The organism is Actinokineospora guangxiensis (genome assembly GCF_042657845.1).
Lineage (GTDB): Bacteria > Actinomycetota > Actinomycetes > Mycobacteriales > Pseudonocardiaceae > Actinokineospora > Actinokineospora guangxiensis.
This window is the reverse complement of sequence record NZ_JBHSKF010000004.1, coordinates 244,710-258,253: the sequence shown is the minus strand read 5'-3', so window position 1 is coordinate 258,253 and position 13,544 is coordinate 244,710. Positions and strand designations below refer to the sequence as shown.

The following is a 13,544-nucleotide window of genomic DNA, read 5'->3' as shown; positions in this document are numbered from 1 at the left end:
GGGGTTTCCAATTCCTCCCGCTCGGTCCAGTTGAACGGGTTCTCCGCCCGGCGCCGGGGCTAGCCGAGCTTCTCGGCCGCCAGGACGGCCGCGCCGATCATGCCCGCGTTGTCGCCCAGCTGGGCGGGCCGCACCCGCGCCAGGGGCCGGTGGCCGGAGCCGGTGACGGTCTTGGCGTAGTGGTCCCGGGCGTCGTCCAGGAACAGTTCGGCGGATTCGGAGACGCCGCCGCCGATGGCGATGACCTCCGGGTCGTAGACGTCGGCGGCGATGGCCAGGCCCTCGCCGAGCCAGTGCGCCAGGTCGGCCATCGCGCGGACGGCGGCCGGGTCGCCGGTGCGGGCGGCGGCGGCGACCTTGCGGCCGGTCAGCGGGGGCGCGTCGGCCGGGCGCAGGGACGCGGCGGTGGCGGCGAGGGCGGTGCCGCTGCAGTAGCGCTCCCAGCAGCCCTCCTTCCCGCAGCCGCACGGCCTGCCGTTGGGGACCAGGCGCAGGTGGCCGAGTTCGGGTGCCACGCCGTGGGCGCCCCGGAAGACCCGCCCGTCGATCAGCAGGGCGCCGCCGATGCCGGTGCCGAGGGCGACCATCAGGCCGACGGATGCGCCCGCGAGCGCGCCGAAGCGGTGCTCGCCGACGGCGGCGGCGTTGGCGTCGTGCTCCAGCAGGACGGGCAGGCCGAGGCGCTCGGCGACGCGGTCGGCGACCGGGGCCGCGCGCCAGGGCAGGTGCGGGGCGAACATTACGCCGCGCTGGTCGGCGGTGATGAAGCCCGCGACGGCCAGACCGACCGCGTCGACCGGGTGGCGCTCGGCCAGCGAGCGCACCACGGAGGCGATGACGTCCTCCAAGGCGGTCTCCTCCGGCGGGGTCAGGCCCCTGGCGGTGTCGAGCACCTGGCCGTGCTCGTCGACCAGCCCGGCCCGCACGCTCGTCCCCCCGACGTCGACGCCGATGGTCCTCACGTGCGGCGGACCGGGATGCGCTGCACCCGGCCGGACTCCGGCGGCGGCTTCGGCGACGGGGTGAAGCCGGGCATGTGCGGGGCCGCCTCCGGGGACCAGCGGTCGGCGAGCACCGCGCGGAAGAGGGCGATCAGGTCGGCGAGGCGGTCCAGGCTCTGGGCGGCCAGCGCGGAGGGCTCGCCGCGCACGAGGGCGATGACCGCGCACAGCGGGCACCAGTCGCAGGGCGCGGGGCCGTGGTCGTCATGTTCGCTGGTGGCGACCCGGTCGAGCCAGGGCGCGGCCTGGTCGGCGACGGCGGCGAAGAGCAGGGTGAGTTCCTCCGCCAGCCTGCTGCCGGGGTCGGTCGTCACGGGTGCTCCTCGTCGCCGGGGGCGAACCGCACGACGAGGCCGGTCGCGGTGGCCTCGGCGTCGGTGACGGCGTGCCGACGGAGCATAAGCGGCAGGGCGATGAGCCTGCGCACGCCGTCCACGGTCACCACGAGGTCGTCACCGACGCGCGCCAGGTCCAGCGCGGCGGATTCGGTGAGCGGGAAGGCGACGGTGAGCAGCTGGTCGGGGCCGTCGGCGGCGATGGCCAGCAGCGGGGCGCGCTCGGCGCCTGCGGCCAGCGGGTCATCGGAGCCGTAGAGCTCCTCGGCGAGGGCGCGCAGCGCGGGCAGGCCGACCGGTTCGGCGGATCGGTGCTCCACCACGTGCAGCGGCAGTGCGAGGTCCAGTTCGGACAGAACGGCGTCCTGTTCGGACCGGCGGACCTTGAGCCAGTTCGCCGCGGGCCCCGACCACCGCCGGGGCTTGGGGACCAGCCGGTTGGCGATCAGCGCGTCGACGGCGATCCCGCGCAGCGCCAGCGCGGTCAGCGTCCTGCGGGTCTCGGCGACGACCAGCCGCTCCGGGGTCAGCACCAGGCGCACCCCGGTCACCGCCGGATCGGCCAGCACCGAGCGCAGCCGCGCCATCCGCTCGGCCAGCTTGCGCAGCTCGCCGAAGCGCCCCAGGTACCCGGCCGCCGCCTCGGGCAGGGCCAGCAGCCGCAGGGTCTCCGCGGTCGGCCCGCAGTCGACCACCACGGCCTTCCACGGCCCGTCCGCGGCCAGCCGCACGACCTCCGAGAGCGCCAGCAGGTCGTCGACGCCGGGCAGGACCGCCAGCTCCTCGGCGTCGATCGCCTCGATCCCGAGCCCGGCGAACAGCGCCCGCGCCTTGGCCCGCAGCGCGGGCCAGGACTTGTCGGCCAGCGCGCGGGCGTCGATGTGCGCCGCCCACAGCCCGCGGTCCACTTCGGACGGCTCAGCGCCGAGGCGGGCGCCGAAGGCGTCGGCGAGCGAGTGCGCCGGGTCGGTGGAGACGACGAGCGCCTTGTCCCCGGAGTCCGCGACGCGGGCGGCCGTCGCCGCGGCCAGGGTGGTCTTGCCGACCCCGCCCTTCCCGGTGAACAGCAGGAGGCGCATCAGTCCTGTTCGACCCGGCGCTTGAGCTCCTTGAGCGCGATGTCCATGATCATCTTTTCGGCCTTGCGCCGGAACAGCCCGATCATCGGCACCGACAGCTGCACCGACAGGGTGTAGGTGACCTCGGTGCGCCCGGCCCGCTCGCTGAGCTGGTAGCGGCCCTTCTGCGACTTCTGCATGCCGCCCTTGACCAGCTCCCAGTCGACGGCGAGACCGTCGTCGGACCAGGTGTAGGCGAGGGTGTACTCATCCTTGAACACGCCCGCGTCGAGCACGAAGTCGACGCGCTCGGCACGGCCGTCGGCGTCGGTGGACACCACGGAGGTGGACTTCACGGCGTTCGCCCACGACGGGTAGGCCGGGAAGTCGGCGATCACCGCCATGATCCGCTCAGCCGGAGCGTCGACGACGATGGACTGGGTGGACTCGTCGGCCATGAGCGCAGAGGCTACCCGGTCACCAGCGCAGGACGTACGGGGTCTCGGTGCGCTTGAAGTGCCCGACGTTGGCGCACTCGGTCCCGGCGAAGCGCATCCGGGGGCACAGCGGCTGGTGCACGTGCCCGTAGAGCGCCCACCTCGGCCGGTCGGCGAGGATCTTGGCCACCAGCCCGGCCGAGCCGATCTCGGCCCGCCTGGCGACCGCGTCGTAGGTCAGTTCGGCCAGGTCCGGCGGCGCGTGGCTGCACAGCACGTCGACCGGCTCCAGCGCGGCCACCGCGGCGTCGTACTCCTCCGGGGCGCGCAGGTAGGCGCTGAACACCCCGGCCCGCGACGGCGTCAGCCCCGCGGGCAGCACCGCCCCACCGACGAACCCGAAGCGCAGCCCGCCGATCTCGACCACGCCCCCGTCGATGACCTGGACCCCGGCGCGGGCGAAGTCCGGCCACATCTCCGGCAGGTCGACGTTGCCGGGCGTGGCGTAGGTCGGGGCGGGCAGCGCGGCGAACAGCGCCTCGTACTGCTCGCGCACGGCCTCGCGCACCCGCTCGCGCGCATCGGCCAGGCCCGACCAGAGCGTGCGCGCGTAGGCGCCCGCCTCCCCGGGACGCCCGTCGCGGCGCAGCCTGGCGAACTCGCCGACCAGCTCGGGCCCGAAGATCCGGCCGAAGATGCCGCCGCCGTGGTCGTGGTAGTCCACGAAGTCGACCAGGTCGCCGAGCACGACGAGGGCGTCGGCCCCGTCGCCCGCCCGCTTCAGGGCCTCGACGTTGCCGTGCACATCCGAGACGACGTGTACCCGCACGAGATCGAGACTAGGACACCGCGCTCGGAGGCACCGCTGCCGCTGCGGGCGCGCAACCGGGTGCCCGCCCCTGCTCCAGGGCACCCTTGAGCCGGAACGCGAGCGCCTTGGCGGCGAGCTGGCGGCGGGTCCGCTCCTGGCGCGCGCGCCGCGGGGTCGGCTCGCCCGGCAGATCGGCGCGCAGGAAGTAGTGCACGAGGGTGCCGTCCAGCATCGGCTCCAGCCAGACCTCCATGGTCCCGGTGAGCGCGCCCGTGACGGTCCAGCGCAGCCCCTCGGCGCCGCGGTCGGCGTACACCGATGGGGTGAGATCCGGCCAGAACCCCGGCCACGCGGCCGGGTCGGCGAAGGCGGCGGCGACCGCGGAAGGCGGCGCGACCACGAAGGTCTCGTCGGCGACATCGATCTGCGGCACCCCAGCAGGATGCCAGACCGGATGAGCGCGCCCGGCGGGCGCGGGGCTAACTTGGTCGTTCCAGACGGACACGATCACGGAGGGTCCCGTGCGCGAATACGGCGTGCCCGCGGTCGGCGCGGTGGCCGACGACGAGAGCCTGACCGACATGGTCTGGGCCAACGCCGAGCGCTTCGCCGACGCGGTCGCCTTCCGCAGGCGGGTCGACGGCACCTGGCTCGACGTCACCACCCGCGAGTTCGCCTCGCAGGTGCTGGCCGTCGCCAAGGGCCTGATCGCCGCGGGCGTGGGCCCCGGCGACCGGGTCGCGCTGGTCTCGCGCACCCGCTACGAGTGGACGCTGCTCGACTTCGCCGTCTGGGCGGCGGGCGGGGTGACCGTGCCGGTCTACGAGACGTCCTCGGCCGAGCAGCTCGCCTGGGTGCTGGCCGACTCCGGGGCGCGCGCCGTCGTCGTCGAGGACGACGGGCACCGGCGCACCGTGGAGAGCGTGGTCGACCGGCTCGGCGAGGTCGTGCGGATCTGGCAGATCGAGCCGGGCGGCGCCGCCCCGGCGCTGGACGAGCTGACCGCGCTGGGCGCGGAGGTCGCCGACGCCGACGCGCACCGCCGCAGGCGCTCGGTCGGCTCGGCCGACCTGGCGACCCTGGTCTACACCTCGGGCACCACCGGCAGGCCCAAGGGCGTCGAGCTGACCCACGCCAACCTGCTGGCCGAGCTGCGCGCCGACATCGCCGCCTTCCCCGAGCTGCTGCGGCCGGGCAACTCGATGCTGGTCTTCCTGCCGCTGGCCCATGTCTTCGCCCGCGCGATCTCGCTGTGCTGCGTCTACGCGCGCACCACCCTCGGGCACCTGCCGGACGTCTCCACCCTGGTCGCCGACCTGGCGGGCTTCCGGCCGACCTTCGTCGTCGCGGTGCCCAGGGTGTTCGAGAAGGTCTACAACTCCGCGCGCGCCACCGCCGCCGCGGCGGGCCGCGGCCGGGTCTTCGAGCTGGCCGAGGACGTCGCGGTGCGCTACAGCCAGGCGCTGGACTCCGGCACGGTGCCGCTGGGGCTGCGCGCCCAGCACCTGGCCGCGAGCCGCGCGGTCTACAGCCGCCTGCGCGGGGTGCTCGGCGGGCGCTGCGTCGCGGCGATCTCCGGCGGCGCGCCGCTGGGCGAGCGGATCGCGCACTTCTTCCGCGGCATCGGCGTGCCGGTCTACGAGGGCTACGGCCTGACCGAGACCGCGGCGGCGATCTGCGTCAACACGCGCTCGGCGTTCCGCGTCGGCACGGTCGGGCGACCGGTGGCGGGCGCCACGGTGCGCATCGCCGACGACGGCGAGGTGCTGCTCGGCGGCCCGATGGTCTCCGCCGGGTACTGGCGGGGCGCGCGCACCGGAGACTGGTTCGCCACCGGCGACCTCGGCTCCCTGGACGCCGACGGCTACCTGCGCATCACCGGCCGCAAGAAGGAGCTGATCGTCACCGCGGGCGGCAAGAACGTCGCCCCGGCCGGGCTGGAGGACCGCCTCCGCCGCCACCCGCTCGTCAGCCAGTGCCTGGTGGTCGGCGACCGCCGCCCGTTCATCGCCGCCTTGGTGACCCTGGACCCGGAGTTCGCGGGCGCGTGGGCGGCCGAGCGCGGCATCTCCCCCGACGCGCTGCCCGCCCACCCCGCCCTGCGCGCGGAGCTGCGCAAGGCCGTGGACGAGGCCAACGCCCCGGTGTCCAAGGCCGAGTCGATCCGCGAGTTCACCGTGCTGCCCAGGGACTTCACCGAGGAGGCAGGCGAGGTGACGCCCAGCCTCAAGCTGCGCCGCGACACCATCCTCAAGACCTGGGCCGAGACGGTCTCGGCGATCTACGAGCGGTAGGCCCCTGAGCCCGAGAGCAGCCGCTCCAGGCGGGTCGTGCGCTCGCGCCACGTCCACGCCCTGCGCATCCACTCGCGCCCGGCCGCGCCCATCGAGCGGGCCCGCGCCGGGTCGGCGAGCAGCGCCCCGACCCGCTCGGCGACCTCGGCCACCGAGCGCCCGTCGACGACGTGCCCGGTGTGGCCGTCGTCCACGGTCTCCGGCGCGCCGCCGGAGTCGCCCGCCACGACCGGCAGCCCGGTCGCTGCGGCCTCCAGGAAGACGATGCCCAGCCCCTCGACGTCCAGGCCGCGCCCGTGCGTGCGGCACGGCATGGAGAACACGTCGGCCGCCGCGTAGTGCGCGGGCAGCTCAGACCACGGCACCGACCCGGTGAACACCACGTGCTCGGCCACCCCGGCCTGCCGGGCCAGCGACTCCAGGGTCGAGCGGTACGGCCCGCCGCCGACCAGCAGCAGCGCCGTGCCCGGGACCCGCTCGCGCAGCGCGGGCAGCGCGCGGATCAGCACGTCCTGGCCCTTGCGCGGCATCAGCCGCGACACGCACACCACGACCGGGCGCTCACCGAGGCCGTGCCGGGCGCGGATCTCCGCGCGCGCGGCGTCGTCGGGGCGGTAGAGGTCGGTGTCGACGCCGGAGGGCAGCAGCTCCAGCGCCGCCCCCGGCCCGAACGCGGCGGCGAAGCGGGAGCGGGTGTAGCGGCTGACGTAGGTGACGACGTCGGTGGTCGAGCCGATGCGGCGGATGGCCTGGCGGGCCAGCGGCAGCATCGACCAGCCGACCTCGTGGCCGTGCGTGCTGGCCACCGTGCGCTCCGCGCCGAGCCGCCCGAGCAGCGCCAGCGGCGCGGCCGCGCCGTACCAGACGGTGCCGCAGCCCTCGGCGCGCACGATCTCCCGCGCGCGGCGGGCCACCGACGGCGTGGGCAGCATCAGCGAGCCGCGGTGGCGCACCACCGGGAAGGGCTGGCGCGCGTCGAACTCGGCGGCGCCCTCCCAGTCCGGCGCGTACACCACGAGGTCGTCCAGCCTGGTGGCGAACGAGTGCAGGTATGCCTGGATGCCGCCAGGCCGGGGCGGGAAGTCGTTGGTCACCAGCAGGGTCCGGCGCATCCGCCCAAACTAGTGCCTCGACCCAGAACCTTCACCCTGCCTCGACATGCCCACGACGCGCCTGGCCGAGCCGCCGCAACGCCCGCGGACAACCAGTACGAGGACGCCCCGTCGACTCACCCAGCCACGCCGTGGCCACGCCGAGACACGGCCAACGTTCTGGGTCGGGGCACTAGCCGAGCACGCTGTCGAGGTAGTCACGCCACTGGGCCAGCAGCGCGGGCCGGTCCAGGCCGATCGCCGCGCGCAGCAGCTCGTCGGTCTGGGCGGCCGAGACCGGCCCGGCGCCCGCCAGCGACCGGTAGAGCGCCACCAGCTCGGACTCGCCGTAGCGCTCGGCGATGAACCGGGCGATCGACCACGCCTGCTGGTAGGCGAGGTCGAGTTCCTTGCCCTCGCCGCGGAAGGAGCGGTCCTCCGGCAGCGCGGGCGGCGCGCCCGACGCGGCGACCAGCATGGCCAGGTCCGGCGCGCCCTGGGCGAGGGTGAGCCCGCTCTCCCGGTAGCCCACGTAGTCGGCGAAGCCCTCCAGCAGCCACATGGGCGAGCCGTCCACGGTGTGCCCGCGCGCGGCGACGTGGGTGATCTCGTGCCGCAGGACGACCTTCAGCGAGGCCAGCGACAGCGCCCGCGACCCGACCGGGCTGAGCACCACCCGCTGGCCGACGGCCGAGCGGGTCGCGCTGTCGACCCGGTCGGCGGTGGCCACCGCGACCACCGACTCCACCGGGAAGTCCGGCCCGACCATGGCGCGCATCTCCGCGGGGCTGTCCGGCAGCAGCAGCGCGACCTTGCCCGACCAGTCCCCGCCCCAGATCCGCGACACCGAGCGCACCGCCGGGTCCAGCTCGCGGACCAGCCGGTCCACCATGGCCTGGCTGCCGGGGTGGGCCACCACGACGCCGAACTCGGTGGTCACCACCTGGCAGGGCCCGAAGTCCCACGGCCCGCGCCAGCTGGGCCTGCCCAGCTCCGACAGCGCCGAGTCCGAGTGCAGGTACCAGGTGTCGCCGCGGCGGGCGAAGAGGTAGCCGAGGTCGCGGCTGGTGGGGGTGGTGTCGACGCCGCTGAGCCCGTAGCGCAGCTTCACCCCGGGCGCCCACAGCTCCGCGGCGGTGGTGTCGGCCTCGGGCAGGTCGGTCAGGTCGAGCACGTCGGCGGCGTCGACCGCGTAGGACCAGTGCGACAGCGGCACGTCGGCGAGGTTGTCGAACAGGTCGGCCTGCGCGTCGCGGAACCACGCCTCGGCCTTCGGGTCGACAGTGGCCATGAAGGCGTCGAGGTCGCCGCCGCGGACCGCGGCCGCGCGGCGCTCCAGCAGCGCGCCCACCGCGTCGCCGCGCACGGCGTCGACCGCGGAGGGCTCGGCGGGCGGGACCGCGCCGAGCGGCTGGCCCTGGCCCGACTGCCCGGGGGACGGGACCTGCTGCGCCGGCAGCGACACCAGCGCGATGCCCGCGGCGGCCACGACCGCCATCACGGCGCCGAGCCACACCCGGACGGTCGCTCTGGAGGACATCCCGCAGATCGTACTCAGGGAACGTGAACGGGTCCCCGGCCATCCGGCCGGGGACCCGTCACCAGCAGGTCAGCGCGTCAGCCGACGACGCGCTTCGCGCCGAAGTAGTCGCTGCCGCCGCCGTCGATGGTGTCGACCTTGACAGGCACGCCGTAGGTCGAGGCGTGCACCATCTTGCCGCCGCCGATGTACATGCCGACGTGGTGGATCGAGCTGGCGCTGCCGCCGTAGAACAGCAGGTCGCCGGGGAGCAGTTCACCGCGGGAGACGGACTTGCCGACGCCGTACTGCGCGCGGCTGGAGCGCGGCAGCTCAACACCCGCGGCCCGGTAGGAGTAGACCATCAGGCCGGAGCAGTCGAAGGAGCTCGGCCCGGTGGCGCCCCAGACGTAGGGGTCGCCGCGCTGGTCGAGGGCGGTCTGCATGGCGACGCCCGCGGCTCCGGGCGGGGCCAGGTAGACGCCGTCGTCCTCGGGGCCGACCAGCTCGGCGTTCTGGTCGGCGGTGAGGCGCTGGCGGGCCTGGTCGACCTCGGTGATGCGCTTGCGCAGGTCCGACTGCTTCTTCTCGATGTCCTTGACGAGCTTCTCGGCGTCGGCCTTGGCCTTCGCCGCGCGCTTCTGCCCGTCCTCGGCCTGCTTGCGGGCCTCCTCGGCGGTGTCGACCGCGGAGGTGTACTTGGACAGGGCCCGCTCGCTGTCGGAGGCGAGCACGTTGAGCGCGGAGGCGCGCTCCAGGAAGTCGTCCGGCGAGTCGCCGGTCAGCAGCGCCGAGATCTTGTTGAACCGGGCGCCCTGGAAGGAGGCGCTGGCCAGGTCGTCGACCTGGCCGCGGAAGGACTCCTCCTGGGCGAGGGCCTTCTTCTCCAGCGCCTTGGCGTCGCGGACGTCCTTGAGCGCCTTCTGGTGCTCGGCGTTGCGCGCGTCCAGGTCGTCCTTGGCCTTGAGGAGGTCCTCGTTGACCTTGGCGGCCTCGTCGTTGAGCTTCTTGTACTGCGCGACGGCCTCGGAGACCGTCGACGGGGGCTGGGCCATGGCCGGTGCGGGGGAGAAGCTCACCACCGCGACGACGGCTGTGACGCCCATAGCGCCCTTCAGGGCCCGCTTGAGTCGATGCGACGACACGTCGCGCGCACTCCTTCGTCCTATGACCGCCGCGCCGGTCGCGCCGACCGCCGGGGGATGCGGTCCGGCCCCTCGTGGGGGCCGAGCGAGGCAGCGATCCCGCGTCGCCACCTCGGGGTAGGTGACGGGCGTCCGCGGAAATCTCGGACAGGTTACGAAACGTGAGCCGGGCCGTCCACCGACCGAGCTGCGAACGCGTCCGGATTCGCGCCAAACCCCCAACGGAGCAGTGCTGATTGCGTTGTGTGATGAGTGCAACAGCCCAGTTCACCCACACGATTAACCGCTCACCGACGCATACCCACCACTCGGCGAGCGGTCGATTTCACCCGGGCGTGTCGTCGTTTCAGGCGGACTTCTCGATCGGGATCAGCCGCAGCCGCGGGATCATCCCGGCCTCGGCGAGCGCGTCGATGGCGGCCCGCTCCGGGCTGTCCAGCTCCACGGTGGGCGGCGCGCCCAGCAGCACGCTGACCACGCAGTCGCGGCAGGCGTCCTCGGCGCGGACCTCGCACCGGTCGCAATCAATGATCATGGCCGGAACTCCTCTCCCTGCTCGTCGTGGATCACGCTAGGGAGGGGGTACGACAATTCCGGACGGCTGCGGACAACACCTCGGCCGCACGCGTGATCACACCGAGATCACGACAGTGATCACGTCCGAGATCACGTCTGAGATCACGTCCGAGATCAACCTGTGTATTCCCAGTGCCACGGCTCCTCGCGCCCGCGTCCGGGCTGGGCCCACGCCGGATTCGACCAGCCGAACGCGCCCGCGTTCGCGGCCAGCCAGCGGTATTGCGGCGACCCGAACGATTGCGCGCCACCGCAGAGGTCGACCGCCATTCCCCAGCCGTGGTTGCTCGTGCCCGGCACGGCCGCCAATGCCGGTTTGGCCCCGTACAGGCGCACCTGGGCGGCGAAGGTCCGATAGGAGTCGGTGATGCACAGCGGCCCGCCGAACGCGCCCGCGAACGCCTGCGACATCGCCTGGTAGGCCGCGGCGGCGTCGCAGCGCAGCGCGTGCGTGCCGACGCCGATGCGGCACAGCGCGGCCTGCGGGATCAGCCCGTTGGGGTAGCCGCCCCACGCCCCCGCCGCCTCGCCGGGACCGCGCGGCGGCAGCCGCACCGAGCCGCAGCGCCAGGTCAGCCCGCCCGGCTCGGCGGCGGGCGCGGGCCGGGCGGCCCGCTGCCCCAGTGCGGGCCTGGCGAAGCCGACGACCGAGTCCGCGCCGGGCAGGTCGGTGACCACCACCCCGGCCAGCCGCGCGTCGGCGGCGAGCATCGTGCGCCCGTCCAGCACCACGCCCACCGACTGCACGCCGAGCCGGGCGGGTCCGACGAAGACCAGGTCGCCCGGCTGGGCGTCGGCGGCCGGGACCGGGGCGATGCGGGCGTACTGCTCGCCGATCCCGCCGGGGACGTCCTTGAAGACCGCCTTGACCAGACCGTCGCAGGAGTAGGCGAGCGGCCCCTCCCCCTTGTCCGGCACATACGGCCTGCCGAGCGCGCCCACTGCGGCGTCGACGGCGGCGACGGTCTCCGCGGGCAGCACGAGCAGGCGCTCGCCGCCGGGCAGCACCGCCTCGGCGACGCCCGGCTGCGGCCCGTCCTGGCCCGGCAGGGCGCGCAGCGAGGGCGGCAGGCGCGCCGGGTCGCGCAGGGCGGACCCCGGCGGCGGCCGGATGCCCGCGGCGGCCAGCCGGTCGGTGTAGGCGCGCCAGTTGGCCGCCGTGCGCTCGTTGCGCTCACGCTGGGCCTTCTGAGCGGCGATCACGGCGGCGTCGGTGTCGGCGATGCGCCCGCGCATCTCGCTGGAGACCGCCGCGGCCCGGTTGCTCGCGTCGTCGGTGCGCCGGTCCAGCTCGGCCTTGCGGCGGGCGGCGGCGTCCTGGGCGTCGGTGGCGGTGCGCTCGGCGGCGCGCGCGTCGTCCTGGCGGCGCACGGCGGCGGTGAACGTGCCGTCGGTGTCGGCGCGCATGCGCTCGACCATGGCGCTGCCCTGCAGGAAGTCGGCCGGTCCCCCGGCGGTCAGCAGCACCTGCAGGCCGCCGGGCCGCGACTGCACGGCCAGCAGCGCGGCGGTGAACCGGTCGACCTCGCCCTGGCGGCCTGCGACGACCTCGTCGGCGGCGACCCGCTCGGCGGTGGCGGCCTCGGCGTCGCGGGTGGCCGCGCGCAGGTCCGCCTCGGCGGCGCGGACGAGGCCGGAGAGGTCGGCCAGCTCCTTCTGCACGTCGGTCGCCGTGCGCTGCAGGGCGGCGACGGCCGGGTCGGCGAACGCCTCGCCGGGTCGGGGGTCGGGCACCACCGCGCCCGGCCCCGCGCCCGCCTCCGGCGGCCGGGGCGGCTCGGTCTGCTGGGCCGCTGCCGGCCTGCCGAGCAGCAGCACGACCGCGGCCATCGCGGCCAGCACCCTCACCACCATCAACCTGGACAACGAGTGGCTCCGCCGATCAGATGCGGACGAGCCGGGCCAGCAGGACCGCCGAGGGCACCGGGTGCGCGCCGCGCCTGCGCACCGAGTCGGCCACCGCCCGGTCCGAGGTGGCCACCACGACCGGCCTGCCCTCGGGCTCGGCGGTGACCAGCGCCCGGATGACGTCGTCGGCCAGCACGCCGGGGTCGCTGAAGAGCACCCGCACCCCGCGCGGGGCCGCCACCGGCACGGCGACCACGCCCGCGCCGTCGAACACCAGCGTCACCTCGGCCGAGGTGCGCGCCGCCAGCGAGGCGAGCTGGCGCACGAGGCGGTCGCGCTGGTCGGCCAGCGACAGCTCGGGATAGCCGGTCTTGGTGACGTTGTAGCCGTCGACCACCAGGTGCACCGACGGCAGCGCCAGCAGCCGGTCCAGCGCGGCGGGGTCCTCGACCCGGCCCGCCACGCCCTGCGCCGCCGTCGCGCCGCGCACCAGGTCGGCCGGGCGCGGGCCGCCGCCGCCCAGCGCCAGCTCGCGGCGCAGGCCGGTGACCGCGCCGTCGAGGGTGTCCACGAGCAGCGCCAAGCGCACCTCGTCGGCCTGGCGGGCCTCCCTGGCGGACTGGCGGGCGATCTCGGCGTCGGTCTCGGCGCGCTCGGCGCGGGCCCGCTCGGTCTCCACCCGCTCGCGCTCGCGGTCGCGCTGGTCGGTGATGGCGGCGACCTCGGCGGCCACCTTCGCGCGCAGGTCGGCGGCCTCGGCGCCGGCCGCCGCGGCGGCGTCCTTGGCCTCGCGCAGCTTCACGCCCTGCTCGCGCAACCGCTTGCGCAGTCGTTCCAGCTCGGCCTCGACCTCGGCGCGAACCTGGTCGGCCGCGCCCGCGGAGTCGTCCAGCAGGGCCTGCACGCGGGCCAGCTCGGCCTCCGCCTTGCGCAGCCGCGTCACCGCCGCGTCGCGCTCGGCGCGCAGCGAGGAGTCCGAGACCCGGCGGCCCACCAGCTCGACGTAGTGCACCGCGGAGTCCTCGCCCAGCAGCACCGCCGCGGCCGCGGCGGCCACCGGGTCGGAGCCGCCGACGTTGAGCGCGGGCCCGCGGTTCTCCTTCGTCCAGGTCAGCACGGCCGTGCGGAAGGCGGCGTTGTCGTGCAGCGCGCCGATGATGGCCCCGCCGCCGAGCTTGGCGCGCTTGGCCGGGGCGAAGCGGGCCACCGCGCGCAGCGCCGTGGGCACGTCGACGGCGGGCAGCGCGCCGACAGCCTCGGCGCCGATCTCGGCCAGCCGGGCCCGCACCGGCTCCGGCAGGGCCGCCCAGTCCACAGTGGAGTTCCCAGGGTCGCCGCCATCGCCCTGCTCGGGGGCCGGGGGCGGCGGGTCGGCGGGAGCTGCACCCGGGGGCGGCTGGACCATCTCTCCAGAGTAGTGGGGGACGCC

Annotated in this window: 13 protein-coding genes; 1 reads left to right on the top strand and 12 read right to left on the bottom strand. The window is 75.3% G+C overall.

Annotated elements, in window-relative coordinates; all coding sequences use genetic code 11:
• Positions 1-59 precede the first annotated feature (59 nt).
• The 6 genes from ACFPM7_RS11520 to ACFPM7_RS11495 are packed head-to-tail and all read right to left on the bottom strand — an operon-like array spanning position 60 to position 4,075.
• Positions 60-962 (bottom strand): ROK family protein, encoded by a 903-nt coding sequence (locus ACFPM7_RS11520; RefSeq protein WP_378246874.1) that lies wholly within the window; start codon positions 960-962, stop codon positions 60-62.
• Entirely contained in the window at positions 959-1,315 is a 357-nt protein-coding gene (locus ACFPM7_RS11515; RefSeq protein ID WP_378246872.1) for a hypothetical protein, read from the bottom strand. Before ACFPM7_RS11515 ends, ACFPM7_RS11520 begins: the two co-directional genes overlap by 4 nt.
• Complete coding sequence (locus ACFPM7_RS11510; protein WP_378246870.1) at positions 1,312-2,415, bottom strand: ArsA family ATPase; 1,104 nt, start codon at positions 2,413-2,415, stop codon at positions 1,312-1,314. The genes ACFPM7_RS11515 and ACFPM7_RS11510 overlap by 4 nt, the downstream gene beginning before the upstream one ends.
• Positions 2,415-2,852, bottom strand: a complete 438-nt coding sequence (locus ACFPM7_RS11505) for an SRPBCC family protein (RefSeq protein WP_378246868.1) — start codon at positions 2,850-2,852, stop codon at positions 2,415-2,417. The genes ACFPM7_RS11510 and ACFPM7_RS11505 overlap by 1 nt, the downstream gene beginning before the upstream one ends.
• A gap of 19 nt (positions 2,853-2,871) precedes the next feature.
• Positions 2,872-3,660, bottom strand: coding sequence for a metallophosphoesterase family protein (locus tag ACFPM7_RS11500; protein WP_378246866.1), 789 nt, complete (start codon positions 3,658-3,660; stop codon positions 2,872-2,874).
• A gap of 10 nt (positions 3,661-3,670) precedes the next feature.
• Positions 3,671-4,075 (bottom strand): polyketide cyclase / dehydrase and lipid transport, encoded by a 405-nt coding sequence (locus ACFPM7_RS11495; RefSeq protein ID WP_378246864.1) that lies wholly within the window; start codon positions 4,073-4,075, stop codon positions 3,671-3,673.
• Between the two features lie 88 nt (positions 4,076-4,163).
• Between ACFPM7_RS11495 and ACFPM7_RS11490 the strand changes: the two genes are divergently transcribed.
• On the top strand, positions 4,164-5,936 hold the full coding sequence (locus ACFPM7_RS11490; protein ID WP_378246862.1) for an AMP-dependent synthetase/ligase: 1,773 nt from the start codon (positions 4,164-4,166) through the stop codon (positions 5,934-5,936).
• Here the strand turns inward: ACFPM7_RS11490 and ACFPM7_RS11485 are convergent.
• The 6 genes from ACFPM7_RS11485 to ACFPM7_RS11460 all read right to left on the bottom strand — a co-directional run bounded on the left by ACFPM7_RS11485 (position 5,924) and on the right by ACFPM7_RS11460 (position 13,520).
• A complete protein-coding gene (locus ACFPM7_RS11485) occupies positions 5,924-7,048 on the bottom strand; it encodes a glycosyltransferase family 4 protein (RefSeq protein WP_378246860.1) in 1,125 nt (374 codons plus the stop codon). The genes ACFPM7_RS11490 and ACFPM7_RS11485 overlap by 13 nt on opposite strands.
• A 172-nt stretch (positions 7,049-7,220) precedes the next feature.
• A complete protein-coding gene (locus ACFPM7_RS11480) occupies positions 7,221-8,567 on the bottom strand; it encodes a gluzincin family metallopeptidase (RefSeq protein ID WP_378246859.1) in 1,347 nt (448 codons plus the stop codon).
• Between the two features lie 77 nt (positions 8,568-8,644).
• Positions 8,645-9,652 carry a C40 family peptidase gene (locus ACFPM7_RS11475; protein ID WP_378246857.1) on the bottom strand — a complete coding sequence of 336 codons (1,008 nt, stop codon included), beginning with the start codon at positions 9,650-9,652 and terminating at the stop codon, positions 8,645-8,647.
• Positions 9,653-10,037: 385 nt separating this feature from the next.
• Positions 10,038-10,226, bottom strand: coding sequence for a hypothetical protein (locus ACFPM7_RS11470; RefSeq protein ID WP_378246855.1), 189 nt, complete (start codon positions 10,224-10,226; stop codon positions 10,038-10,040).
• Positions 10,227-10,381: 155 nt separating this feature from the next.
• Positions 10,382-12,133 (bottom strand): D-alanyl-D-alanine carboxypeptidase family protein, encoded by a 1,752-nt coding sequence (locus tag ACFPM7_RS11465; protein ID WP_378246853.1) that lies wholly within the window; start codon positions 12,131-12,133, stop codon positions 10,382-10,384.
• A gap of 16 nt (positions 12,134-12,149) precedes the next feature.
• Entirely contained in the window at positions 12,150-13,520 is a 1,371-nt protein-coding gene (locus ACFPM7_RS11460; RefSeq protein ID WP_378246851.1) for an NYN domain-containing protein, read from the bottom strand.
• Between the last annotated feature and the right edge of the window lie 24 nt (positions 13,521-13,544).